We start from the raw sequence: 25,557 nt of genomic DNA, 5'->3' as shown, positions 1-25,557 counted from the left end.
TTAACGGGGAGGGGAGGGTGACAACAGCGTCTCGCGGCGTGGAAGGAGGAGCGTGAAGGTCGCGCCGCGACCGGGTGCGCCTTCGGCGCTGACCGTGCCGCCGTGGCGCTCGACGATGCGGCGCACGCTGGCCAGGCCGATGCCCGTGCCTTCGAACTCCTCGACCTGGTGCAGCCGCTGGAACACGCCGAAGAGCTTGTTCGCGTACTTCATCTCGAAGCCCACGCCGTTGTCGCTGACCGACAGCCCGTCGCCTTCCGGGGTGCTCACGGCGCGCAGCGTGATCTCGGGTGTCTCGCATTTGCGGCTGTACTTGACGGCGTTGCCGACCAGGTTGCGCACCGCCACCTGCAGCAGCAGCGCGTCGCCCCACAGCGTGGCGAACGGGCCTTCGACGTGCCAGCGGATGCGCCCCGGCTGCGGTGCATCGAACTCGCGCACCAGGTCCTCGACGAGCGTTGCGAGCTTCACGTCCACCCGGCGCAGCGCTGAGCGGCCCATGCGCGAGAACTCCAGCAGCGCATCGACCAGCTGGCCGGCGTACGCGGCGGCGTCTTTCACGTGGGCGAGGTAGCGCTTCGAGCGCTCGCCGAGCTGTTCGCCGTCGAGCACGAGGTCGACGTAGCCGGCGATGTGGCGCATCGGCGCGCGCAGGTCATGCGACACGGTGTACGAGAACGCCTCGAGTTCCTTGTTGACGCGGCCCAGTTCGCCTGCCACCTCGGCCAGCTCTTCGGCGCGCCGCAGCACGATGCCGATCAGCGCCTGCCGCAGCTCCAGCGCCGCGCCCAGCTCGCCGGCCGACCAGTCGAGCGAGCGGCCGCGCACCTCCTCGCGCCAGGTGGCGAAGCTGCGCCGCGGGTGCAGCCGGCCGTCGCCATGCACGTCGACGTTCTTGCGCGGGTCGCCGGCCCACTGCACCTCCTGCACCACCTCGGGCCGGAACCACAGGATGTACTGCCGGTGCACCTGCGAGATCGAGATCGCGAGCAGGCCGGAGGCGATGGCGGTGTGGGCGGCGAGCGGCGGGCATTGTTCGGGCAGCCGCGCGGTGTGGAAGGTGTGCGTGGTCCTCGGGGCGAGCCAGTCGACGAGCAGGTGCAGGCTCGCTTCGTCGGGCACGTCGCCCACCGTCCAGCATTGGTCGTTGAGCACCACCGCTGCCCCGCCGGCACGGGCGATGCGCAACAGCAGGCCGGGGTGGTCGACCAGGCGCTGCAGCGTGGCGTCGCTGTCGGCGAGGTGGGCCACGAGCGCAAGCGTCAACTGGCGCAGCTCCGCTTCCTGCGAGATGCGCGCGTTGTCTTCCTTGGCCTCGATCTGCAGCGACAGCAGCTGGCCCAGGTGCTCGCAGGCCATGCGCGTGGCGTAGTCGAGCCGGCGCGGCGCGTGGTCGTGCACCGAGATCAGTCCCCACAGTTCGCCGCGCACGATGATCGACACCGAACTCGACGCCAGCGTGCCCATGTTGCGCATGTACTCCAGATGCACCGGCGAGACGCTGCGCAGCTGCAGCAGCGACATGTCGAGCGGCCTGTCGTGCCAGGCCGGGTCGACCACGTGCACCGGCACCGGCGTGTAGGTCGCGTCGGCGATCAGGCGGAAGCGGTTCACCTTGTACAGCTCGCGCGCCTGCGGCGGGATGTCGGAGCCGGGGAAGTGGTGGCCGAGGTAGGAGTCGTAGCCGGCGTCGATCTCCTCGGCCAGCACGGCGCCGTGGCCGTCGCTGTCGAACGAGTAGACCAGGCTGCGGCCGAAGCCGGTGAGCTGCTTGATCGCCTGCGCCGCCAGCTTGCACAGCGCCTCGACCGTCTGTGCCGACTGCATGCGCGGCAAGAGCTGGCGCGTCAGCGAATAGATGGGCGAGCGCGAGCCTGACTCTTCCGGCTGGGCTTCGAGTTCGACGTTGAGCAGGCCGTCGCGCAGGTGCGCGCTGGCGTGCAGGGCACGGCCGGCCACACGCAGGTGGCCGAGCGACGACGAGCCGTCGTTGCGCGACAGGTCGGCGACCTCGAAGTCGAGGTGCGCGAAGACGTCTTCGATGCGCTGCGGCAAATCGGCCGATTCCCCGAGCAGCCGGCTCCAGTTGGCGCTGTAGGCCACGAGCGCGCGGGTGTTGGCATCGAGCGCGACCATCCAGCCGTGCGGCTGGATGGCCCCCGGCACGCGGATCGGCTCGCGTGCGCATTGCGCGAGGTCGAGCTGGGTGAGGCTTTCGCTCATGCGGTCACGCCTTCGAACACCTCGCACAGCGCGACGAAGGTGCGCTGCGCGCTGTGGCAGGCGCTGCGGGCGGCGGTATCGTCGTGGCCGAGTTCGCGGGTGATGACCTCGCGGAAGTCGCGCCACATCGCCCCGGTGGCCGCGCCGTGGCCGTGGAAGTAGCTCGCACCGCGGGCGGGCGTGAGGCCGAGGTGCTGGCGGAGCATCGGGGTGATCACCTGGCCACCGAGGGCCGAGCCTTCGATGACGTACATCGAGCCCAGGGCGCCGGCCACATCGGCCATCGGGATGCTGTGCACCGCGCGCTCGGCCGCATGCGCGAGATGAGGTGTGTGCGGGGCGTCGAGATGGCGCAGGTCGTCGGCGGCGAAGCCACTGCGCCTGCGCTTGGCCGACCAGTCGCGCAGGTGCGCGGGCAGGGCGGCCGCCAGGCGTGGCTCCCAGCGGCGCAGGAACTCGTGGAAGCCGGTCATCACGCTCGCATAACGAGCTGCACTCATGGGATGCGCCAGCCGCAGCACGGATTCGATCCGTGTGTGTTCGGTGCGTGTCTTGTCACGCAGCTCATTCAACAGCCATGCATCTGCGGGCAACGCGGCAGCTCCAGGTCGAGACAAACAGTCGGCCGATTTTGGAGGACCGTGCAAAGCCCCATGCCGCAGTCCAGCTTGCAAAAATTACCGATCGGTAGGTGCTTTCCCACAGCGGAATCGGCGCTTGCGGACTGGTGTTTCATCGCGTCGCGCCCGTAGCCTTGCGCGCATGGCAACTGCATCGCGTTCACTGTGGAAAGGCGCCATCAGCTTCGGGCTGGTGCACATCCCCGTGAGCCTGCATTCGGCGTCCACCGAAAGCGGGGTCGACTTCGATTGGCTCGACAAACGCAGCATGGACCCGGTCGGCTACAAGCGCATCAACAAGCGCACCGGCCGTGAAATCACCAAGGAAAACATCGTCAAGGGCATCGAGTACGAGAACGACAAATACGTGCTGCTCAGCGACGAGGAGATCGAGGCGGTGTACCCGCGCTCCACCCAGGCGATCGAGATCGAGGCCTTCGTGTCGATGGGCGAGATCCCGTTCGTCTATCTCGACCGGCCGTACTACCTGGCCCCGGTGGGCAAGGGCCAGAAGGTGTACGCGCTGCTGCGCGAGGCCTTGCGCAAGAGCGAGCGGGTGGGCCTCGCGCGGGTGGTGATCCACACCAAGCAGCACCTTGCCGCACTGGTGCCCGCCGGGCCGGCGCTGGTGCTCAATCTCTTGCGCTGGAGCGACGAGATCCGCACCTGGGAAGACCTCGCGCTGCCCGAGGAAGGAGTGAAGGCGAACCACATCAGTGAGCGCGAGCTGCAGATGGCGGGCGAGTTGATCGACGACATGACCGTGCCCTTCGACCCCTCGCAATTTGCCGACCGCTTCAAGGAGCAGGTGATGGCGCTGGTGGAGCGCAAGGTTGAAGCGGGCGAGACCGAAACAGTGCTCGAACCGGAAGAGGAGCCGCTGCCCAAGGGCGCCGATGTGGTCGACCTCACGGCCCTGCTGCAGCAGAGCCTGAAGGGCAGGCGCGACCCCCAACACAAGGCGGCACCGAAGAAGAAGCGTGCGGCGTGAACCCATGGGCACCGGCAGCCTCGCCACCTACCAGCGCAAGCGCGACTTCCGCGCCACGCCGGAGCCCGCCGGCGAGGTGGGCGCGTCGGGCGAGGCCTTGAGCTTCGTCGTGCAGAAGCATGCGGCGCGGCGCTTGCACTACGACTTCCGCCTCGAACTCGACGGCACGCTCAAGAGCTGGGCCGTGCCCAAGGGCCCGAGCCTCGACCCGCACGACAAACGCATGGCGGTGCAGGTGGAAGACCACCCCTTGTCGTATGGGGGCTTCGAGGGCGTGATCCCCGAAGGCCACTACGGCGCCGGCTCGGTGATCGTGTGGGACCGCGGCACCTGGGTGCCGCTCGGCGACCCGCACCAGGGCTACCGAGAGGGCAAGCTCAAGTTCGAGCTTCATGGCGAAAAGCTCAACGGCGGCTTCACGCTCGTGCGCATGAAGTCGCGCGAGCACGAGCGGCAGGTGCCGTGGCTGCTGATCAAGGAAGCCGATGACGAGGCCAAGCCTGCGAGCGAGTTCGACGTGATCGAGGCGCTGCCCGACAGCGTGCTCGTGGGCACGACGAAGCGCCCGGTCGCGGCCAAGGCGCCGGCGAAGTCTCCCGCGAAATCCCCCGCAAAGGCGCGTGCCGCAAAGCGCAGGTCCGGGCTTGAACTGCCGCTGTCGCTGACCCCGCAGCTCGCCACGCTGGTCGACGACGTGCCGCCTGGCGACGACTGGCTGTACGAGATCAAGTTCGACGGCTACCGCATCGTGACGCGCATCGACGGCGACGACGTGCGCAGCTTCACCCGCAACGGGCACGACTGGTCGCACCGCTTGCCGACGCTCGTGAAGGCCGTCCGTGCGCTCGGCATCGGCTGGGGCTGGCTCGATGGCGAGATCATCGTCGCGGGCCCGGCGGGTACGCCCGACTTCCAGTTGCTGCAGAACGCCTTCGATGCGCAGCGCACGCAGGGCATCCAGTACTACGTGTTCGACCTGCCCTTCCACGATGGTCAGGATCTGCGCGAGCACCCGTTGCGCGAGCGGCGCGAGCGGCTGCAGTCGCTGCTCGAAGGGCACGCGGCGGGCGCGGTGCAGTTCAGTGCGTCTTTCGATGCCGATCCGCGCGAACTGCTGGCCTCGGCCCGCGAAGCGGGCCTCGAAGGATTGATCGCCAAGCGCGCCTCGGCGCCGTACCGCTCGCGCCGCTCGGCCGACTGGGTCAAGCTCAAGCTCGGCCAGCGGCAGGAGTTCGTGATCGGCGGCTTCACCGACCCCAAGGGCTCGCGCGCCGGCATCGGCTCGCTGCTGCTGGGCGTGCGCGACGCGCAGGGCCACCTGCGTTATGCCGGCAATGTGGGCAGCGGCTTCGACGACAAGACGCTGGCCGCGCTGCGCAAGCAGCTCGATGCGATCGAGACCCCGACGAGCCCCTACACCGATGGGCCGATGCGTGTGGGCACGGTCAAGCGCGTGAAGCCGCATTGGGTGAAGCCCAAGCTGATCGCCGAGGTGGCATTCGCCGAGTGGACGAAAAGCGGCCACGTGCGCCAGGCGGTGTTCCACGGGCTGCGCAGCGACAAGCGGGCCGAGCGCATCACCAAAGAGGTGGCCCAGCACGTGGCGGCGGCGCCGGCCCGGACGGCATTGCCGAAGGACTTCCGCGTCACGCACCCCGAGCGGGTGATCGACCCGGGCAGCGGCATCACCAAGGGCCAGCTGATCGCGTACTACGCGCAAGTGGCCGAGTTGATGCTGCCGCACTTGAAGCAGCGGCCGGTGTCGCTGCTGCGCGCACCCGAGGGCGTGGCGGGGCAGTTCTTCTTCCAGAAGCACGCCGAGAAGAAGAGCTTTCCCCACATCCAGATCCTCGACCGGGCGCTGTACCCGTCGCACGACCCGCTGCTGGCCGTCGGCACACCGCTCGCGCTGCTGTCGGCCGCGCAGATGAACGTGATCGAGTTCCACACCTGGAACGCGACCACGCGGGCAATGGACCGGCCCGACCGCATGGTGTTCGACCTCGATCCGGGCGAGGGGGTGGCGTGGCCGAGGGTTCAGGAAGGTGCCCAGCTTGTGCACACGATGCTCGGCGAGATCGGCCTCACGGGCTTCCTGAAGACAAGCGGCGGCAAAGGCCTGCATGTGGTGGTGCCGCTCGCCCCGAAGTACGACTGGGACACGGTGAAGGACTTCTCTCAGGCCATCGTGGCGCACCTGGCCTCGGTGATCCCCGACCGCTTCGTGGCGAAGAGCGGCCCGAAGAACCGCGTCGGCCGCATCTTCGTCGACTATCTGCGCAACGGCCTGGGCGCGACCACGGTGTGCGCCTGGTCGGCCCGGGCGCGGCCGGGGCTGGGCGTGTCGGTGCCGGTCGCCTGGGACGAGTTGCCCGGCCTCACGGGTGGCGCGCAGTGGACAGTGCACACCGTGGCCGAGCGCCTGGCCATCGGCAACACGCCCTGGGCCGGTTACGCGAAGACGAAGCAGAGCCTCGCGCGGGCGATGAAGGCGATGGGTTTCGACCCGACAGCGGGGCGATGAACATGCGCACGACCACCACCGTCGATGCGACGCCGCCCGGGCTGCTCTACGTCAGCGACACCATGCCCGGCATCCGGCGCCTGCGCGATGGCGACAGCTTCCGCTACCGCGACCCGAATGGCCGGCTGCTGCGCGACCCGCAGGCGCTGCAGCGCATCCGCAAGCTGGCGATCCCGCCGGCCTACGAAGAGGTGTGGATCTGCCCCTTGCCGCAAGGCCACCTGCAGGCGACTGGCCGCGATGCACGGGGCCGCAAGCAGTACCGCTACCACCCGGACTGGCGCGAGGCGCGCGACGCGCACAAATTCGAGCGCATGCGCGAGTTCGGCCAGGCGCTGCCGCGCATCCGCGCGAAGGTCAAGCGCGACCTCGGCGCGCCGCTCGGCAGCCGGGCCTCGGTGCTGGCCGCGCTGGTGCGGCTGCTCGACACCACGCTCGTGCGCATCGGCAACGACGAATACGCCCGCGAGAACGGCTCCTTCGGCCTCACCACGCTGCGCAACCGGCATGCGGCGGTGCAGGGCGCGCGGCTGCGCCTGCGCTTTCGCGGCAAGAGCGGGGTCTGGCACGAGGTGGCGCTCGAAGACCCGCAGGTCGCGCGCATCGTGCGCGCCTGCCAGGCCATGCCGGGCCACGACCTGTTCCAGTACGAAGACGATGGCGGGCAGACGCGCTGCGTCAGCTCGTCAGACGTCAACGAATACATCCGCACCCTGAGCGGCGCCGATTTCACCGCGAAGGACTTCCGCACCTGGCATGCGAGCGTGCATGCGCTGGCGCGGTTGTGCGCATTGCGGGACCCGGGGCCGGTCAGCCGCAAACGGGCCAACGACGTCTTGCGCGAGGTGGCGGGGCTGCTGGGCAACACGCTGGCGGTGTGCCGCAAGTCGTATGTGCACCCGGGGGTGGTGGCGCTGGCGACGCAGCGAGGCGTCGGCGTCTTGGCGGAAGGGGTGTTGAAACGCTGCCGGGGCCTGACGGTGGCCGAGTGCCGGCTGCTGGCGTTTCTGTCGGCGCCGAGCGGGTCGGCACCACCGGGGCTCGGGGAAGAGCCCCGGTAGGCCGATCAGGCCGCGGCCGTCGTGGTGGTGGTCGACGACGACGAGGGCGACAGCTTGGCGCGTGCCGCTTCCTCGGCCTCCTTGCAGGACGGGGCGCACACGTGCTGCGCCTTGCCCAGCAGGCGGCGGGTCTTCAGGGTGTTGCGGGGGCGATGCTTGCCGCACAGGAAACACGACATGGTGCCGGCCTGGAAGTCACCTGCGCTCGCAAACGGCGAGCCGCCTTCCTTGACCTTGTAACGCAGCCCATCGGCCTGGATCTTGGTTTTGACGACGTCTTTTGCCAAAGTAACTTCCTCAATTGGTTGAAAACGCAAACCCTGTATTGTCCCGCGATCTCGGTTGATGCGCACGCTTCATGGTGAAACGAGCAAAACTGAGGGTCGCGAGGACTTGATTGTCCAGACTTGAGGCCCAGTATGCAAACACCAACTCACCGGGAAGGTGAGGCCAGGGACTGGCGGTAACCCTTAGACCCCCGGTTTCGACATGGTTCCGCACCGCGGGCTGGGGGCGCGCACCAGTCGCGGGGTGCTGCAGGCAGCTCGGCCTCGGGGGTATACATCTTCGCGGTCGAAGCTCACGATGCAGGTCCAGGCCGGCTTGTTCCGCGTGTTTCGACGGATTCGGGCCTGCCCGGAACGTGGCTTGCCGGTTTCCGGCAGTCCTCGACGCGTGGAGGCCCAGGATGACAACAGTCCTTTCGAATGCCACCCGCTGCGCCTGTGCAGCGCTCTCTTGTGGGTGTGCCGCGGCGTCGTTCGCACAGCCGCTCGCCACCGTCGATCAACGGGGCCACACCGTGATCGACAACTGCGTGACCAGCGCCCAGCTCGCGTTCAAGCACGGTGTGAACGGCGCCGTGCTCGATGCGCATGACGGGGCCGAGGTGGCCGCGAGCATCGTGCGTCGTTACCCGATGATCGAACGCGATGGCCTCTACCCGCAGGCGGTGGCCTTGTGGCGGCCGCCCAAGGGCGAGTGGGTCTACGCGACCCTCTCGCAGAAGGCGCATGCACCGAACACGGCCTGCTTCACCGCCAACGTGGACGCGGCCACGGTCGATGGCACGCCCACGCTGATCCGCAAATACTTCGGCCCCGCGCCCTGAAGGCGTTTCAGCGCTGGCTTGGCGCTGCCTCGGCTTCGGCCTGCCGGCACAGCCGATCGATGCGCCAGTGCGCCTGGGCCATCGCGCCGCCTTTGCCGACCAGCCAGCCGACGACCCAGCCGAGCGCCACTTCCGCGACCCACGCGGCCAGCGCCGGGACCGACTCGACGCCCGCCGGCGGCACGGGGAAGAACATCGCGAGCCCGGTGAAGGCGATGGCCGTCCACAGCGCCGTCCAGCCGCCGCTGCGGCCGAGCTGGCGGTTGATGCGGCGCTCGTAGTGTTCGTTGCGCGCCGAGCGCAGCGCGGGAAGGCGCAGCGCCACGCGCAGGCGCGGCATCTGCCAGCGCTTGTGGACCGACTGCCGGAAGGCCTGCAGGTCGGCGATCGAATCAAGCGCCAGCGTGCGCGGCGGCGGGATGCGGCGTACCGCGTGTCGGGTCGCCACGGGTCACGCGGCCACGCTCGGGGGGCAGAGGATGCCCAGGAAGATGGGCCGGACGTACATCTCGGCCACGTTGTCCTGCGTGGCACTGGGCACCCAGTGCCCGAGGCTGCCGGCCGAGTTGACCAGGCCGCTGGCCACCTGAGCGGCAATCACCGGGTGCAGCGGGCGGATGGAGCCGTCCATCATGCCGTCGACCACCACGCCGGCCAGGCGCTCGGTGAGCCGGCTCATGGTGCGGCGCACGTCGCTGCGGCGCTCGGGGTCCGACAGGGCACTCGTTGCGCCCAGGCGAAGCAGCGGGCCTTCGGGCGACAGCTGGAAGCGTGCGAGCGAACGCGAGATGGCGCAGGCACGGTCCCAGCCGCGGCCCTCGATGCTTTCGGCGAGGCTCAGCGCGCGCCGGATCACGGCGAAGGTGCGCTGGAAGCAGTCGAAGATCAGGTCTTCCTTGTTGTCGTTGTGGTGATAGAAGGAGCCCTTGGTCACGTTGAGCTTGGCCGAGATCATGTCGACCGAGGCGCCGCGGTAGCCCTGCTCGTTGACGAGGAAGGAGGCGGCGCGCAGGAAGGCTTCGGCGGTGGCGTCGTCGTTGACGGTGAGGCGCCATTCGCGCTCGGCCTGCGAGGGTGTCCACACCGCGCCGGGCGCGGCGCTGCCGTGGATCACGATGTCGCTCACACGCTCGGCGATGCGCGGGTATTCGTCGGTCTCGTAGCGGTCGATCCAGCCGCGCATCCAGTGCGCCACCGACAACACCATGTAGGTCCGCGCGGCCAGGTCGGCTCGGCCGAGCGTTGAGGTCTGCGGCGTGCGCATCAGCTCGCGCAGGCGGCGGAACATGTCGTTGTAGGCGTCTGAGACGACCTCGAAATGCGGGCTCGGCAGCGCGCGCATGTCGTTGAACTGCATCAGCGGGGCGCGGGCGCCGCGGTCGATGTCGGCGAAGAGGGCGGTCTGCAGGCGGAAGAACTCCTGCAGGCGGGCTTCGATGCCGCTCTTCTGCGAGGCCTGTTCGATGATGCCGCGGAAGACCTCGATCGCGCGCAGGAAGCAGGCGGTCGCCAGGTCTTCCTTCTTGCGGTAGTAGTAGGTGACGCTGTTGGTGACCAGGCCGACGCTGGCGGCGATGTCGGCGAGCGTCGCGCCTTTCACGCCATGCTGGTTGAACAGGTTGGCGGCGGCGCTGAGGATGGCTTCGCGCTTCTCCTGGAAGCGCTGCGTCTGGGCAGGAAGCGTCGCGGACATTGGCGAGGTCGGGGAAGAAGGCTTGCGTGCCATGTGGCAAGGCGCGAATTATCGGCCAGCAATTCCTTCCCGTTCCGCCTGGCGCAACATCAAGCGGCCACTTTGCGCGATTCCGGCATCTGCATCACCGCGCCGTCGTGCAGGTGGCAGGCCACTGCGCGGCCGGCACCCTTGTCGAGCAGGGCCGGGTCCTTGGTCTTGCAGACGTCCATCGCCATCGGGCAGCGCGGGTGGAACCGGCAGCCCGAGGGCGGACGCAGGGCGCTGGGCACCTCGCCGGTGACGACGATGCGCGGGCGGGTCGCCTCGATCTCGGGGTCGGCCACCGGCACGGCCGACATCAGCGCCTGGGTGTAGGGGTGCATCGGGCGCTGGTAGAGGTCGTCCTTGGAGGCGATCTCGACGATGCGGCCGAGGTACATCACCGCGATGCGGTGGCTGATGTGGCGCACCACCGCGAGGTCGTGCGCGACGAAGAGGTACGACAGGCCCAGCCGCTGCTGCAGTTCGACCAGCACGTTGACCACCTGCGCCTGGATCGACACGTCGAGCGCCGACACCGGCTCGTCGCAGATGATGAGGCTGGGCTCGAGCGCCAGTGCGCGGGCGATGGCGATGCGCTGGCGCTGGCCGCCCGAGAACTCGTGCGGGTAGCGGTCGGCCATGTCGGGCAGCAGGCCCACGGTCTTGAGCAGATGGGCCACGCGCTCCTTACGCTCGGCCTTGGAGCCCACCTTGTAGACCTCCATCGGCTCGCTCACGATGTCGGCCACTGTCATGCGCGGGTTCAGCGAGCCGTACGGGTCTTGGTAGACCATCTGCATGCGGCGGCGGAAGCGCCCGGTGCGCTTGTCTTGCGCGGTGATGTCTTCGCCTTCGAAGAACACCTTGCCTTCGGTGATGTCCTGCATGCGCAGGATCGCGAGGCCCGTGGTCGACTTGCCGCAGCCCGATTCGCCCACGAGGCCGAGCGTCTCGCCGCGGTTGAGCGTGAACGACACGCCGTCGACGGCCTTCACGGCGCCGACCTGCTTGCGCAGCACGGCGCCCGCGTGCACGGGGAAGTGGACCTTCAGGTTCTCGACGCGCAGCAGCGGGTCGGCCTTGGAGGTGCTGTTGGCAGCGGTGGCGTTTTGATTAGGCTGTGACATCGCGAATGCAGGCCATGATGTGGTTGTTGCCGACCGAGCGAAGCTGCGGCCGCTGCTGGGTGCACTCGTCGGTGGCGAGACGGCAGCGCGGCGCAAACGCGCAACCCGGTGGCAGGCGCGACAGGTCGGGCGGCGAGCCTTCGATGGGCACGAGCCGCTGCGACGAGTCGCCATCCAGCCGCGGCACCGAGGCGAGCAGGCCGCGGGTGTAGGGGTGGCTCGGGGTCTTGTAGATGTTGCGCGCCGACGATTGCTCGACGATGCGCCCGCCGTACATCACCGCCACGCGGTCGGCATAACGCGCCACCACGCCGAGGTCGTGCGTGATGAGGATGAGCGAGGCCTGCGTCTCGCGGCACAGCTCCTTCAGGAGGTCGAGCACCTGGGCCTGCACCGTCACGTCGAGTGCGGTGGTGGGTTCGTCGGCGATGATGAGCCGTGGCTTGCAGGCGAGCGCCATCGCGATCATCGCGCGCTGGCGCTGGCCGCCCGAGAACTGGTGCGGGTAGGCGCTGCCCTTGGAGGCCGCATCGGGAATGCGCACCTTGGCCAGCAGCTCGCCTGCCGTCTTGAGCGCCTGCTCCCATGGGGTGCCGCGGTGCAGGTTCATCGGCTCGGCGATCTGCTTGCCGACCGTGATGGTCGGGTTCAGCGAGGTCATCGGCTCCTGGAAGATCATCGCGATGCGGTCACCGCGCACGGCGCGGATCTCCTCGTCGCTCATCTTCACCAGGTCCTTTCCCTCGAAGAGGATCTGGCCGCTCTCGATGCGCCCCGGCGGGTTGGGGATGAGCCGCAGGATCGAGAGCGCGGTGACGCTCTTGCCCGAGCCCGACTCGCCGACGATGGCAAGCGTCTCGCCGGGGGCGACGTCGAAGGAGACGTTGTCGACCGCAGTCACCTCACCGCGCTCGGTGCGAAAGCGCGTGGTGAGGTTGCGGACTTGGAGCAGGGGTTCGGTCAATTGCGTTCCTTTGGCGTCACTTGCCCATCTTTTTCTTCAACTCTTGGTCGATCCAGATGCGGGAGTAGATCGGCCACGGGCGCACCGCGCCTGCGCGCAATTCACCGTCGTAGTTCTTCACCCACGGCCACCAGGCCACGTGGTTGTAGGGCGTGGGCAGCCACACATAGGGCGCCTTCTCCAGGATCTCGCGCGTCAGCACCTTGAGCATGATCTGGCGCTTGCCTTCGTCACGCTCGGCCAGCACTTCGCTCACCTTCTTCTCGTAGGCCGGGTCGTCCCACTGCGAGGGGTTCCAGACCTGGCCCTTGACGAAGTTCTTGCGGATCGAGGTCGTCGGGTTGGTGTGGCCGTTGTCCATCAGGTAGAGCGGCGCGTTGGTGCGCGTCGTCATCGCCGACAGGAAGGCCGGGTACTCCATCGGCTGGATCTCGAGCTTGACGCCGATCTTGTCGTAGTAGGCGGCGAGCATCTGCACCAGGTCGGCGTGCGTGCCATTGACCGAGTTGTATTGAACCTTGAAGGTGAAGCCATTGGGGTAGCCGGCTTCGGCCAGCAGCTGCTTGGCGCGGGTCGGGTTGTAGGTGAAAAGGTCCTGCACCGCCTTTGGCATCGCATTGAGCGGCTCGAAGTAGCCCACGTAGTCGGGGTGCATCGGGAAGCCGAAGACTTCGGCGTGCCCGCTGTAGATCGACTTGATGATGGCCTGGCGGTCGACGGCCATGTTCATCGCCTGGCGCACGCGGATGTCGTCGAAGGGCTTGGTGTCGACGCGCATCGCCATGTAGGTGCCGGCCATCGCCAGCGTGCGCGACCACTTGAGCTGCGGCGCCTGCTTCTTCAGGTCTTCGACCTCGCTCGCGCGGATCACTTCAAGAATGTCGAGCTTGCCGGTGCGCAGGAGCGAATAGCGCGTGGCCTCGTCCTTGATGGTGCGGTAGGTGACCTTGTCGACGAAGGGCAGCTTGTACTCCTGGCCGCCGATCTTTTCCTTGTCCCAGTAGTTGGGGTTCTTGACGTAGGTGTTGGAGTTGCCGGCCTGGAAGTCCTGTAGCAGGAAGGGGCCGGTGCCGTTCACGTTCTTCCAGTTGGAGGCGCCGGCCTCGACCACTTCTTTCGGCACGATGGCCGAGTAGTAGCCCCAGCCCCATCGGTAGTCCCACTCGGCGTTGTAGTGCTTGAAGTTGAAGACGACGGTGTGCTTGTCCTTCGCCGTGACCTTGGCGATGTGGTCGAGGTACTCGGGGATCTTCTTCGGGCTCTTCTGCTGCCGCTCGACGGCATAGACCACGTCGTCGGCGACGAACTCGCGCGACTTCATCACGCCCGGCTTCTCGGGGTACATCACGCCCTTGCGCAGCTTGACCTCGACCGTCAGCGGATCGACCCACTTCCAGCTTTCCGCCAGCTCGCCGCGGATGGCGTCGCTCGGCAGCCAGGCGTCGGCCACGAAGCGGTGCTTGCCGCCGTTCTTCACCGACTTCGACAGGTCACCCGCCCACAGCACCTCGTACTGCGCGCCGGCATCGTGGTTGATCTTCCAGTTGTAGTCGGCCGGGTCCCACGACAGGGCCGAGATGCCCACGTAGACGGTCCCCAGCCGCAGCTCGCCGCCGTATTGCGGCTTGCCTTGGGCGAAGGCGGTGGCAGGCGCCACGGCGATGGCGCCCGCGAGGGCGCATGCATGCAAGCAACTGCTGAACGTCTTCATGGGCTCGTCTCCTGTTGGAAGTGGATGTGGGGCCGCTGGGTGTCTTCCTTATTTGCCCAGCTTCTTCTTCAGCTCTTGATCGACCCAGATGCGGGCGTGGATCGGGCCAGGGCGTTCGGCGCCGGCGCGCAGCTCGCCGCCGTAGTTCTTCACCCACGGCCACCAGCCGGTGTAGACGTAAGGCGTGGGCAAGAGGATGCTCGGCGCCTGCGCGAGGATCTGGCGCGTCATCAGGCGCACCTTGACCTGGCGCACGCGCTCGTCGGGCTCGGCCAGCACCTCGGCCATCTTCTTCTCGATGTCGGCGTCATAGAACTGCGACGGGTTCCACATCTGGCCCTTGACGAAGCTCTTGCGCAGCGCGGTCGTCGGGTTGGTGTGGCCGAGGAACATGAAGTAGCCCGGCGCGTTCTTCTTGGTCGTCATGGCCGAGAGGTAGGCGCCGTAGTCGAGCGTCTCGATCTCCATCGTCACGCCGACCTTCTGCAGGTAGGCGGCGATCATCGCGAGCAGGTCGGCCTCGACGCTGCTGCTCGAGGTCTGCACCTTGAAGCTGAAGCCCTTCGGGTGCCCGGCTTCGGCCAGCAGCTGCTTGGCCTTGGCGGGGTTGAAGGTGTAGAGCTCCTTCACCTCGGGCGGCATGGTCTCCAGCGGCTCGTAGTACCCGGTGTAGTTCGGGTGCATCGGGTAGGTGAACATCTCGGCGTTGCCGCCGTAGTACTGCTTGATGATGGCCTGCTTGTCGACGGCCATGTTGAGCGCGCGGCGCACGCGCACGTCGTCGAAGGGCTTGGTGTCCATGCGCAGCGCGATGAAGCTGCCGCCGTTGGCGAGGTACCGGCTCCACTGGATCTGCGGCGCGCTCTTCTTCAGCTCTTCCACCGCGCTCCAGCGCACCGCTTCCAGGATGTCGAGCTTGGCGGTGCGCAGCGCCGTGAGGAAGGTGGCCTCGTCCTTGATGTAGCGGTAGGTGATCTTGTCGGCGAAGGGCAGCTTGTATTCCTGGCCGCCGATCTTTTCCTTGTCCCAGTAGTTGGGGTTCTTGTTGAAGCTGAGCGAGGCGCTCTGCACGTATTCGCCGAGCGTGTACGGGCCGGTGCCGTTGAGGTTCTTCCACTGTGTGGCGCCGGCGGCGGCCACTTCCTTCGGGATGATGGCCGAGTAGTAGCCCCAGCCGAAGCGGTAGTCCCACTCAGCGTTGTATTCCTTGAAGTGGAAGGTGACGGTGTGCTTGTCGTTCGCCTCGACCTTGGTGAGGTGGTCGAAGTAGCCGGGGATCTTCTTCGGGCTCTTGTTCAGGCGCTCGTAGCTGAAGACCACGTCTTCGGCGGTCAGCTCGCGCGCTTCCATCACGCCGGGCTTGGCCGGGAACATCACGCCACGGCGCAGCTTGACCACCACGCGCAGCGGGTTCTGCTCCATCTTCCAGCTCTCGGCCAGCTCGCCACGCAGCGAGTCGGTGGGCAGCCAGGCGTCGGAGATGAACGGGTACTTGCCGCCGTTGCGGCGGGCCTTGGTGAGGTCGGCAGCGAAGAGCTGCTCGTAGACGAGGCCCGTGTCCTGGTTGTGCTTCCACGGCCAGTCGGCGTTGTCGGGTGAGAGGGGCGAGACGGTGACGTAGACGTTGCCGATGTTGAGCTGGCCGCCGTACTGGGGCTTGCCGGCCTGCGCGAACGCAGACGTGGCCGCGACCGCCAAGGCCGCGGGGAGGGCGATGGCGCGCAGCTGCCGTGCCAAGGTCGTGAGTTGCATGAAGTTCCTATTGATGGAGGCGAGGTCGAATCGAATGCGCTCAGCGCGAGCCACGCATGCGCGGGTCGAGCAGGTCGCGCAGGGCATCGCCGAAGACGTTGGTCGCATAGACCATCACGGTCAGGCACAGGCCCGGCGCCAGGGCGAGCCACGGGCCCTGGAACATGTAGGTGCGGCCACTGCCCGACAACATGCCGCCCCAGGTGGGCGCCGGCGGCGGCACGCCCAGCCCGAGGAAGGCGAGGCCCGATTCGGCGAGGATCACGGTGCCCACGCGGGTGGTGAAGATCACGATCACCACCGGCATCACGTTGGGCAGGATGTGCTTCCACAGGATGCGCAGCGACGAGGCGCCAAGCGACTGCGCGGCGTGCACGTACATGTTCTCGCGCACGGCCACGACCGCACTGCGCACGATGCGCGAGCCGTCGATGCCCAGCAGCACACCCAGCGTGATGATGGTCTGCGGCATGCCGGGGCCGAACACCGAGACGACGACGATCAGGATGATGAGACCGGGGAAGCTCATCCACGCGTCGACGAAGCGCTGCATCACCATGTCGAAGCGGCCGCTCCAGTAGCCGCTGGTCACGCCGATGATGATCGAGATGATGGTCGACAGCAGTGCGGCCGAGCAGCCGATGATCACCGACAGGCGCGCACCGTAGATGCAGCGCGACATCACGTCGCGGCCGAGGTTGTCGGTGCCGAACCAGTGCGCCCACGACGGCGCCTGCAGGCGCTCGAGCATGTTGATTTCGTTGTAGCCGTAGGGCGCGAAGACTTCGGCGAAGACGCCCACGACCAGCATGAAGAGCAGCACCAGGCCACCGGCGGTGCCGAGCGGCTTCTGCTTGAAGAGGCGCTTGATCAGACCGCGCGAGGGTGCGCGGGGCGCAGCGGCGACGGCCGCCACGGTGTTCTCAATGACGGCAGCCATCAGCGGTACCTCACCTTGGGATCGAGCAGGCCGTAGCTCAAGTCGACGACCAGGTTGATGACCATCACCGCCACGCCCACGACGAGGAACACACCGGTGATGATGGGGTAGTCACGCTGGTTCACGGCGTCGAGCAGCAAGAGGCCCATGCCGGGGATCACGAAGATCTGTTCGATGATGACCGCGCCGCCGATCAGCAGCGGCGCCTGCAGGCCGATCAGCGTGACGACGGGGATGAGCGCGTTGCGAAGCGCATGGCGCATGACGACGAGAGGCTCACCGAGGCCCTTGGCCCAGGCGGTGCGGATGTAGTCTTGCCGCAGCACCTCCAGCATCATCGTGCGGGTGAGGCGCATGGTGATCGCCGAGAGCGCCGCGCCGAGGATGATCGCCGGGATGATCATCTGCTTGAGGTTCTGGATCGGGTCGGTGAAGAAGGGCACGTACTCCACCTCGGGTGACCAGCCCCACCAGATCGACGGAAACACCATCACCATCGTGCCGATCCAGAAGCTCGGCACGGCCAGCAGCAGGATGGAGAACGAGCGGCCGATGTAGTCGCCCGCGGTGTCCTGGCGGATCGCGGAGTAGACGCCGATCGGGATGGCGATCATCAGGCCGACGATCAGCGCCAGGAGCCCCAGCTCGAAGGTCACCGGCATGCGCGCCTTCAGGAATTCGGTGACGGGCGAGTTCTGCCAGAGCGAGCTGCCGAGGTCACCGCGGAAGATGATGTTCGACACCCAGGTGATGTACTGCTCCCACATCGGCTTGTCGAGACCGAGGGCGGCGACGACCTGGTCGCGGCTCTTCTTGTCGGCCGCCACGTCGTTCTGGCTCAGCATCATGTCGATGATGTCGCCGGGGATCAGCCGCACCGTGATGAACACGATGAGGCTCGCGAAGAAGAGGGTGGGCAACAGCGACAGCAGGCGCCGGATCACATAGCCGCGCATCAGCATTGCCCTCCGCGTGTGGTGGCTCGCCACCATACCCAATCTTCTGCGTATCGGAATTCAGTTTGCATGCGCCTGCCTTCGGGTTCTTGCAGCATCTTGCTGCGAAGCCGGGCGAATCATCCACTGATTGAAAGCGCAAGTCTCGCAGGGCAAATACTTAGCGGCGGGGCGCGGACGGGGCACGGCAAGTGCATACCCAAGATTCGAAATGCGGGTAAACGCGCACGCAGAGCGCGGAACTCGGGAGGTGAGTTCGTGTCCGCCGCGATATTGCGACGGGTGGTTTGCGGGCGCTTGTCGCGAAGGCGTCAGCGCGGCCAGTTGGCCAGCAGCCCGCGCAGTGCGGTCACGAACGCAAGCGGCTGGTCGACCATCAGGTGGTGGCGTGCGGCCGGGATCTCGATGCGCGGCGTGCCGGGCGGCGAGAGGCTTGCGATGTGGGCCAGGATGTCGGCGTCGAAGAGCAGCGATTGCGCGCCCCACACGATGGACACCGGGCACTGCAGCGACTGGAAATCGGGCACGGGGTTTTCCATGCGCAGGTCGCGCCACTGGAAGGGGTCGAAGCGCCAGGTCCAGCCCTCTCGTGCGTCGTCGCCCGCGCCGCCTTCAAGCGGGGCCTGCTTCAGCGAGGTGCGCGCGATGTGGTCGGCGATGTAGAGGTTCTTGCAGACCTGTGGCGGCGCGAAGCGAAAGCGTGCCAGTGCGGTGGGCAGGTCGGCGTAGACGCGGTTGGGCCGCGCTTCGGTGTTGCTCGGGCCGCGGCCGCGGCGTGCCTTGCGCATCTCGGGTGTCATCACCGGGCAGTCGACCAACACCAGTCCGCCCACCTTCTGGCCGGCGCGTGCGCAGTAGCGCAGCGCCGGAAATCCGCCGAACGAGTGCGCCACCACCACCGGCTTGGACTTGCCTTCGTGAAGGCCGGTGGCCATGGCCACGGCGCCGGCCTCTTCCGACATCTGCTCGATGGAGTAGGTATCGCGCCAGTCGGAGCCACCCATGCCCGACCACGACATCGCGACCACGCGGAAGTCGTCGGCGAAGAAGGGGGCGATGAAGCTGTACCAGTCGGCATGCGCGCGGTTGCCGTGCAGCAGCAGCAGGCCGGGCTTGCCAATTTCGCCCCAGGCCAGGGTTTCGATGCGTGCGCCTTGCACGTCGAGAAAGCTGCGTTGTGGTGTGCGCTGCAGGGCTTTGTCGAACCAGCTTGGCGCCTCGGGTTTATCCCCTTTGAACGGCGCCAGTGGTGACTGAATGTTGAGTTCCTTGGGGCTTTCGGCGGTCATCGGGGTTTGCGAAATCTGGAAAGACAGGTATGTGCTGATGGCGTGCCGACCCCTTGTCGCAGACGAGACTTGATCTCGCTGCGGTGTCATCTATAAACGCACCATGGGGTGGCGTTCTTTGTGGCGGAGCGACATTGGGTTTAGAAAATTCAGTCTGCCAGAGAATTTCGACTCGTGCCACGGGGCCGGCCCCGGTCACTCACACACTTTGGAGAGCAGCGAATGAATTTCTCGATGTCGGAACGCCAGGTCTACTGGCGAGATCGCGTGGTCGCGTTCATGAACCAGTACGTGTACCCCGCGGTGCCGACGTACTACGAGCAGATGAAGGGCTTCGGCGCCAATCGCTGGCAGGTCGTGCCGGTGGTGGAGGAGCTCAAGGCCATCGCCAAGAAGGAAGGCCTGTGGAACCTCTTCCTGCCCAAGGATTCGCTGCCCGAAGACAGCCCCTACCGCGGCGCCGGCCTCACCAACCTCGAATACGCGATGTGTGCGGAAGAGATGGGCAAGGTGGGCTTTGCCTCCGAGGTCTTCAACTGCTCGGCGCCCGACACCGGCAACATGGAAGTGCTCGCGCGCTACGCCAACGATGCGCAGAAGAAGCAATGGATGGAGCCCCTGCTCGACGGCAAGATCCGCTCGGCATTCCTGATGACCGAGCCGGCGGTGGCCTCGTCGGATGCGACCAACATCGCGCTCGAGATCAAGCGTGACGGTGACCACTACGTGCTCAATGGCCGCAAGTGGTGGTCGTCGGGTGTGGGCGACCCGCGCTGCAAGATCGCCATCGTGATGGGCAAGAGCAACCCCGAAGCGCCCTCGCATGCGCAGCAGTCGCAGATCCTCGTGCCGCTCGACACCCCGGGCATCACCGTGCTGCGCATGCTGCCGGTGTTCGGCTTCGACGATGCACCTCACGGCCATGCCGAAGTGGTGTTCAAGGACGTGCGCGTGCCGCTGGAAAACCTGCTGCTCGGCGAAGGCCGCGGCTTCGAGATCGCGCAAGGCCGCCTCGGCCCGGGCCGCATCCACCACTGCATGCGCACCATCGGCAGCGCCGAAGTCGCGCTGGAAAAGATGGTCAAGCGCCTGCAGTCGCGCGTGGCCTTCGGCAAGCGCATCTCGGAGCATTCGCTGTGGGAAGAGCGCATCGCCACCGCCCGCATCGAGATCGAGATGACGCGCCTGATGTGCCTGAAGGCCGCCGACATGATGGACAAGGTCGGCAACAAGGTCGCCCGCCTCGAGATCGCGATGATCAAGGTGGCTGCTCCGCGCATGGCGCTCAAGATCATCGACGACGCGATCCAGGCGCACGGCGCCGGCGGTGTGTCGGAAGACTTCGGCCTCGCCAAGCAATACGCCAGCATGCGCACCATGCGCCTGGCCGACGGCCCGGACGAGGTGCACAACCGCGCCATCGCCCGTTGGGAAATGGGCAAGTACCGCGCCCCCAAGGCCTGAACCGTTTGCCCTGCTCGCGGGCGGGTGTGAACAAGGGCGCAAAGGTGTCGATCCTTTGCGCCCTTTCTGCGTGAGGTGTGCGGTGGATCACTCCGCCCATCGGCGTTTGATGGCATGGTGCGCGCTGTTGAGCGCCCGCCGGTGAGGCGCCCCAAGACATCGAGTTGTATCGCGTGATCAAAACGCCGGAAGTGCCCAGCCAGCGCCTTGTCGAGCCACAAGGGCGCGGCATCTTCGAGGCCAGCATGGAAGTGGCGTGGGTGGATCGGGCGTTCTGGATCCTGCCCCGCATGACGGCGCTCAACGTCCTGGCGGCCTTGATGCTGATGCCCTGGTACTGGCCCTTGCTGCCCACCGGGGTGCTGGCAGGGTGGTGGGCGGCGCTGGGCGTGTTCGTCGGGGCGCGCCTGGTGGCGATACGTGCTTTGAAGCGCTGGCGTGCCGACCCGCAGCGCCGCGCCGAGGGCTCCTACCACCGCTTCTTCGCGCTGGCCGCGGTGTCGGGGGTGTACTGGGGCATCACGGCTTGGTTGCTGTTCCCCTATGGCGGCGCCAAGGAGCAGATGCTGCTCGGCTTCGTGCTCTATGGGTTGTGCGTGCTCAACTCGTATCACATCTCGATGAAGTACTTCGCCTTCGAGATCCACTTCTTCTGCTCGTTGTTGCCGATGGTGGTGCACGTCGCGTCGCCGGGCGATGTGTCGAGCATCATGCTCGCGGCCACCTTGCTCATGATCGTGGGCAGCACGGGTTTCCTGTCGCGCTTCTATCTGATGAACTTCCGCAAGCTCGGCGAGGGCATGATGTGGCAGCTGCGGGACGAAAAGGCTGCGGCCGACGAAGCCCGCCGCGCCGCCGATGCGGCGCGCCACGACGCCGAGGTGGCCAACCGCGCCAAGACCCAGTTCTTCGCTGCCGCCAGTCACGACCTGCGCCAGCCGTTGCATGCGATGGGCCTGCTGGCCGAAGCGCTGAGCCAGCGCAGCCACGACAAGGAACTCGCCCCCCTCGTGGCCAGCATCAACGGCTCGGTCGATGCGCTCGAAGGGCTCTTCTCCGAGCTGCTCGACATCACCAAGATCGACAGCGGCGCCGTCACCGTCTCACCCGAGCACTTCGCGGCGGGCGAGATCTTCCGCAAGCTGCGCCTGCACTTCGAGCCGGTGGCCTTCGACAAGGGCCTGTCGCTGCGCTTCCGGGGTGGGGAGCAGCTGCTGCACGCCGACCCGGTGCTCGTCGAGCGCATCCTGCGCAACCTCGTCTCCAACGCCGTGCGCTACACCCATGACGGCGGCGTGCTCGTGTGCTGCCGCCGACGCGGCCAGCGCGTGCGGCTGCAGGTGTGGGACACCGGCGTCGGCATTCCTGAACACGAGCGCGAGCGCATCTTCGAAGAGTTCTACCAGGTGGCCGACACCCAGGCGCAGGTGCCGCAGGAGCGCAAGGGCTTGGGGCTTGGCCTCTCGATCGCGCAGCGTCTGGCCTCGCTGATGGAGGCGCCGCTGGTCCTGCGCTCCGAACCCGGCCGCGGCTCGGTCTTCACGATCGATCTGCCGGTGGGCGATGCCTCGCAGGCGCATGCGCTTCACGAGCCTTGCGGCCCGGCCGCTTCGTCGCGCGCGTTGGTCGGGCGCACGATCCTGGTGGTGGACGACGATGCCACGATCCTCGCGGGCCTCGACGCCCTGCTCGGGGGCTGGGGCGCGAAGGTGCTGGCCTTCGCGAGCGTGTCGGCGGTGCGCGCCTGGGCGGCGCAAGCCCATGCCGCGAGGCCCGACCTGCTGGTCGTCGACTACCGCCTCGACGGCCACCACACCGGCGTCGAAGCGATCGAGGCCGTGCGCGGGCGTTTCGGTGGCGACTTGCCGGCCATCGTCATCACCGGCAGCCTGGCCGGTGACCTGGGGGTGAGTCGGCCGAGCGCGGCTTCGAGTTGCTGCTGAAGCCGGTGGCGCCGCACAAGCTGCGCGCGCTCGTGAACTTTGCCCTGGCAGGCGCCGAGGGCGCGCGTCAGGACGCGGCCGCCGCCTAAGCGCGGCCGCTGGCGGCCGATCAGCTCGACGCCGCCATTGCCTTGCCCACCTCGTTGCGCCCTTGCTCGCTGCCGCTCTGCGGCACGATCTCTTCGTCACGCGACGAGATCGCCTCGAACTGCGCCGCCACCTGGTCGTCGGCATCGGCGCCGGTGCCGATGTGCGTGCCGAGGGTCATGGTCACGTAGCTGCGCGCGAAGGTGCCGGCGCCGGCGTTGAGGATGGCGCGGCTGGGCGCGTCTTCGCTCACCAGGTACAGCAGGCCCGGCGTCACGGCCGAGGGGGCCAGCTTGTCGAGCACGACTTGCGGCATCAGACCTTCGGTCATCGCGGTGGCGGCAGTCGGGGCCAGGCAGTTGACGCGCACGTTGTCTTTCGCGCCTTCGAGCGAAAGCGTCTGCATCAGGCCCACGAGCGCCATCTTCGCGGCGCCGTAGTTCGACTGGCCGAAGTTGCCGAAGAGGCCCGACGACGAGGTGGTGTTGACGATGCGGCCGTACTTCTGCGCCCGCATGATGTCCCACACCGCCTTGCAGCAGTAGACCGCGCCCATCAGGTGCACGTCGACCACGAGCTTGAAGTCGGCCATCTCCATCTTGGAGAAGCTCTTGTCGCGCAGGATGCCGGCGTTGTTGACGAGGATGTCGACGCGGCCCCAGGTGTCCATCGTGGTCTTGACCATCGCCTGCACCGCGTCGAAGTCGGTCACCGAGCACGACACCGCGATGGCCTGGCCGCCGGCCGCCTTGATCTCGTCGGCCACCTTCTGCGCGCCTTCGCCGAGATCGTTCACGACCACCTTCGCGCCACGCTGGGCGAGTGCCAATGCATGCTCGCGGCCCAAGCCGCCACCTGCGCCTGTCACGATCGCGACACGGCCGTCAAAGCTAATGCTCATAGTCCTCTTTCAAACAATCTGGTATGTTTTCCGAGGCTCAGAAAATGCCCTGTTTTCACAGGAAAGATCCTCACTCGGAGACAACGGGTTAGAAAAGTCGGTTGGTTGCTTTCGCCCAGCTGGGCGACCCACCTTCGAAGCCCCTCCATTTAACCAGCAAGGAAGCTCTCATGTCGTTGTTCGATCTCACAGGCAAGGTCGCCGTCATCACCGGTTCGTCGCGTGGCATCGGCCGCGCCATTGCCGAGCGCATGGCCGAGCACGGCGCCAAGGTCGTGATCTCGTCGCGCAAGCCCGAGCCCTGCGCCGAAGTGGCCGCGGCGATCAACAAGACGCATGGCGCGGGGCGCGCGATTTCCATCCCGGCCAACATCTCGTCCAAGGCCGATCTGCAGCACCTCGTCGATGAAACGAACAAGCAGTTCGGCAAGATCGACATCGTGGTGTGCAACGCCGCATCGAACCCGTACTACGGCCCGATGTCGGGCATCGAAGACGATCAGTTCCGCAAGATCCTCGAGAACAACGTGATCGCCAACCACTGGCTGATCAACTTCGCCGCGCCGCAGATGATCGAGCGCAAGGATGGCGCGATCATCATCGTGTCGTCGATCGGCGGCCTGCGCGGCTCGCCGGTGATCGGCGCGTACAACATCTCCAAGGCAGCCGACTTCCAGCTCGCGCGCAACCTCGCCGTCGAGTACGGCCCGAGCAATGTGCGCGTGAACTGCATCGCCCCCGGCCTCATCAAGACCGACTTCGCGAAGGCCCTCTGGGACAACCCCGAGACCCTCAAGCGCTCGACCGCCAACGCGCCGCTGCGCCGCATCGGCGAGCCCGATGAGATCGCTGGCGCGGCGGTGTTCCTCGCCTCGAAGGCGGGTTCGTTCATGACCGGCCAGGCGCTCGTCATCGACGGTGGCGTGACCATCTGATCCATCGGAGGCGACGCATGAGCACTGCAACCGCAAAGACCACACAAGAGCGGCCCGAGCTTCAAACCTTCCGCGAGGAAACACGCGCCTGGCTGGAGCAGAACTGCCCGCCCGAGATGCGCAAGCCCGTCACCAGCGAAGACGATGTCTGCTGGGGCGGCCGGAAGTGGAAGTTCTCGTCCGACGCGCAGAAGGTGTGGCTGGAGCGCATGGCCGCCAAGGGCTGGACGGTGCCGACCTGGCCGAAGGAATACGGTGGTGGCGGGCTCAGTGGCGACGAGGCCAAGATCCTCGCGCAGGAAATGCGGGCGCTCAACTGCCGCGCGCCGGTGCAGAGCTTCGGCATCTGGATGCTCGGGCCGGCGCTCCTGAAGTTCGGCACGCACGAGCAGAAGCTTGAATTCCTGCCACCCATCGCACGCGGCGAGATCCGCTGGTGCCAGGGCTATTCGGAGCCCAATGCCGGCTCCGATCTTGCGTCGCTGCAGACCAAGGCCGAAGACAAGGGCGATCACTTCATCGTCAACGGCCAGAAGATCTGGACGTCTTACGCCGACAAGGCCGACTGGATCTTCTGCCTGGTGCGCACCGACCCGCAGGCGAAGAAGCACACCGGCATCAGCTTCGTGCTCTTCGACATGGCGACCCCGGGGGTCACCACCAAGCCCATCCTGCTCATCTCGGGCAAGTCGCCGTTCTGCGAGACCTTCTTCGACAACGTGCGCGTCGAGAAGAAGAACCTCGTCGGCACGCTCAACGCCGGCTGGGACGTCGCCAAGTACCTGCTGACGCATGAGCGCGAGATGATCGGCGGCATCGGCGATCGGGGCGCGGCCAAGCCGCTCGGCGTGTTTGCGCTGGAACACGTCGGAGCCGATGCGGCCGGGCGTGTCGCCGACCCGGTGCTGCGTGCACAGATTGCGCAGTTCGAGGTCGATGAAGCGGCGTTCCGTCTGACGATGGAACGCGCGATGGACATGGCCCGCGCCGGCCAGGGCAACCCGGCCTTCAGCTCGGTGCTCAAGTACTACGGCGCCGAGACCAACAAGCGCCGCCACGAACTGATGATGCAAGCCGGTGGCAGCGATTCACTCGATTGGGAGAGCCCACGCTCGCGCGAAGGCGCACTGGCCCGTGCGTGGCTGCGCACGAAAGGCAACTCCATCGAAGGCGGCACGAGTGAAGTGCAGCTCAACGTCATCGCGAAGCGCATCCTGAACCTTCCCGGAGCCTGAACCTCA

The 25,557-nt window shown here is 67.0% G+C and carries 21 protein-coding genes; 8 read left to right on the top strand and 13 right to left on the bottom strand.

Annotation, left to right across the window (positions count from 1 at the left end):
- A complete protein-coding gene (locus tag LRS03_RS13985; RefSeq protein ID WP_257826123.1) occupies positions 1–2,223 on the bottom strand; it encodes an ATP-binding protein in 2,223 nt (740 codons plus the stop codon).
- Positions 2,220–2,795 (bottom strand): biliverdin-producing heme oxygenase, encoded by a 576-nt coding sequence (locus LRS03_RS13980; protein ID WP_257829559.1) that lies wholly within the window; start codon positions 2,793–2,795, stop codon positions 2,220–2,222. Before LRS03_RS13980 ends, LRS03_RS13985 begins: the two co-directional genes overlap by 4 nt.
- A gap of 190 nt (positions 2,796–2,985) precedes the next feature.
- On the opposite strand from LRS03_RS13980, the gene ku reads away from it, so the two are divergent.
- From ku to LRS03_RS13965, 3 genes are read left to right on the top strand one after another with little or no spacing between them, the layout of a single operon-like run.
- Positions 2,986–3,834 (top strand): non-homologous end joining protein Ku, encoded by an 849-nt coding sequence (ku, locus tag LRS03_RS13975; RefSeq protein ID WP_257826121.1) that lies wholly within the window; start codon positions 2,986–2,988, stop codon positions 3,832–3,834.
- A complete protein-coding gene (ligD, locus tag LRS03_RS13970) occupies positions 3,824–6,358 on the top strand; it encodes a DNA ligase D (RefSeq protein WP_374685060.1) in 2,535 nt (844 codons plus the stop codon). Before ku ends, ligD begins: the two co-directional genes overlap by 11 nt.
- Positions 6,359–6,360: 2 nt before the next feature.
- The gene (locus tag LRS03_RS13965) at positions 6,361–7,419 is read left to right on the top strand and encodes a DNA topoisomerase IB (RefSeq protein WP_257826119.1); all 1,059 of its coding nucleotides are present in this window, start codon (positions 6,361–6,363) and stop codon (positions 7,417–7,419) included.
- Positions 7,420–7,424: 5 nt separating this feature from the next.
- Here the strand turns inward: LRS03_RS13965 and LRS03_RS13960 are convergent, their stop codons facing one another.
- Positions 7,425–7,706 (bottom strand): hypothetical protein, encoded by a 282-nt coding sequence (locus LRS03_RS13960; protein ID WP_257826117.1) that lies wholly within the window; start codon positions 7,704–7,706, stop codon positions 7,425–7,427.
- A 401-nt stretch (positions 7,707–8,107) separates the two neighbouring features.
- On the opposite strand from LRS03_RS13960, the gene LRS03_RS13955 reads away from it, so the two are divergent.
- Positions 8,108–8,530, top strand: coding sequence for a hypothetical protein (locus LRS03_RS13955; protein ID WP_257826116.1), 423 nt, complete (start codon positions 8,108–8,110; stop codon positions 8,528–8,530).
- Positions 8,531–8,537: 7 nt separating this feature from the next.
- Here the strand turns inward: LRS03_RS13955 and LRS03_RS13950 are convergent, their stop codons facing one another.
- The 9 genes from LRS03_RS13950 to LRS03_RS13910 form a co-directional block, all read right to left on the bottom strand.
- On the bottom strand, positions 8,538–8,978 hold the full coding sequence (locus tag LRS03_RS13950; protein ID WP_257826115.1) for a hypothetical protein: 441 nt from the start codon (positions 8,976–8,978) through the stop codon (positions 8,538–8,540).
- A 3-nt stretch (positions 8,979–8,981) separates the two neighbouring features.
- Positions 8,982–10,223 (bottom strand): TetR/AcrR family transcriptional regulator, encoded by a 1,242-nt coding sequence (locus LRS03_RS13945; protein ID WP_257826114.1) that lies wholly within the window; start codon positions 10,221–10,223, stop codon positions 8,982–8,984.
- A gap of 89 nt (positions 10,224–10,312) precedes the next feature.
- The gene (locus tag LRS03_RS13940) at positions 10,313–11,374 is read right to left on the bottom strand and encodes an ABC transporter ATP-binding protein (protein ID WP_257826113.1); all 1,062 of its coding nucleotides are present in this window, start codon (positions 11,372–11,374) and stop codon (positions 10,313–10,315) included.
- Complete coding sequence (locus tag LRS03_RS13935) at positions 11,361–12,338, bottom strand: ABC transporter ATP-binding protein (protein WP_257826112.1); 978 nt, start codon at positions 12,336–12,338, stop codon at positions 11,361–11,363. Before LRS03_RS13935 ends, LRS03_RS13940 begins: the two co-directional genes overlap by 14 nt.
- A gap of 16 nt (positions 12,339–12,354) precedes the next feature.
- On the bottom strand, positions 12,355–14,049 hold the full coding sequence (locus LRS03_RS13930; protein WP_257826111.1) for an ABC transporter substrate-binding protein: 1,695 nt from the start codon (positions 14,047–14,049) through the stop codon (positions 12,355–12,357).
- A gap of 48 nt (positions 14,050–14,097) precedes the next feature.
- Entirely contained in the window at positions 14,098–15,801 is a 1,704-nt protein-coding gene (locus tag LRS03_RS13925) for an ABC transporter substrate-binding protein (protein WP_257826110.1), read from the bottom strand.
- 40 nt (positions 15,802–15,841) lie between these two features.
- Positions 15,842–16,741 carry an ABC transporter permease gene (locus LRS03_RS13920; RefSeq protein WP_257826109.1) on the bottom strand — a complete coding sequence of 300 codons (900 nt, stop codon included), beginning with the start codon at positions 16,739–16,741 and terminating at the stop codon, positions 15,842–15,844.
- A complete protein-coding gene (locus tag LRS03_RS13915) occupies positions 16,741–17,733 on the bottom strand; it encodes an ABC transporter permease (protein ID WP_257826108.1) in 993 nt (330 codons plus the stop codon). The genes LRS03_RS13920 and LRS03_RS13915 overlap by 1 nt, the downstream gene beginning before the upstream one ends.
- 275 nt (positions 17,734–18,008) lie before the next feature.
- Entirely contained in the window at positions 18,009–18,986 is a 978-nt protein-coding gene (locus LRS03_RS13910; protein WP_257826107.1) for an alpha/beta fold hydrolase, read from the bottom strand.
- A gap of 222 nt (positions 18,987–19,208) precedes the next feature.
- Between LRS03_RS13910 and LRS03_RS13905 the strand changes: the two genes are divergently transcribed.
- Both LRS03_RS13905 and LRS03_RS13900 read left to right on the top strand, forming a co-directional pair.
- On the top strand, positions 19,209–20,450 hold the full coding sequence (locus LRS03_RS13905; RefSeq protein ID WP_257826106.1) for an acyl-CoA dehydrogenase family protein: 1,242 nt from the start codon (positions 19,209–19,211) through the stop codon (positions 20,448–20,450).
- A 173-nt stretch (positions 20,451–20,623) separates the two neighbouring features.
- Positions 20,624–22,393, top strand: coding sequence for an ATP-binding response regulator (locus LRS03_RS13900; RefSeq protein WP_257826105.1), 1,770 nt, complete (start codon positions 20,624–20,626; stop codon positions 22,391–22,393).
- A 109-nt stretch (positions 22,394–22,502) separates the two neighbouring features.
- Here LRS03_RS13900 and LRS03_RS13895 read toward each other — a convergent pair whose 3' ends face one another.
- Positions 22,503–23,381 (bottom strand): SDR family NAD(P)-dependent oxidoreductase, encoded by an 879-nt coding sequence (locus tag LRS03_RS13895; protein ID WP_257826103.1) that lies wholly within the window; start codon positions 23,379–23,381, stop codon positions 22,503–22,505.
- 170 nt (positions 23,382–23,551) lie between these two features.
- On the opposite strand from LRS03_RS13895, the gene LRS03_RS13890 reads away from it, so the two are divergent.
- Positions 23,552–24,316 (top strand): SDR family oxidoreductase, encoded by a 765-nt coding sequence (locus tag LRS03_RS13890; RefSeq protein WP_257826102.1) that lies wholly within the window; start codon positions 23,552–23,554, stop codon positions 24,314–24,316.
- A 17-nt stretch (positions 24,317–24,333) separates the two neighbouring features.
- Positions 24,334–25,551, top strand: a complete 1,218-nt coding sequence (locus tag LRS03_RS13885; RefSeq protein WP_257826100.1) for an acyl-CoA dehydrogenase family protein — start codon at positions 24,334–24,336, stop codon at positions 25,549–25,551.
- Positions 25,552–25,557 lie beyond the last annotated feature (6 nt).

The sequence above is a fragment of the Rhizobacter sp. J219 genome, assembly GCF_024700055.1.
Taxonomy (GTDB): domain Bacteria; phylum Pseudomonadota; class Gammaproteobacteria; order Burkholderiales; family Burkholderiaceae_C; genus Rhizobacter.
The sequence above is the reverse complement of the archived record's forward strand: the minus strand, read 5'-3'. Positions and strand labels throughout refer to the sequence as shown.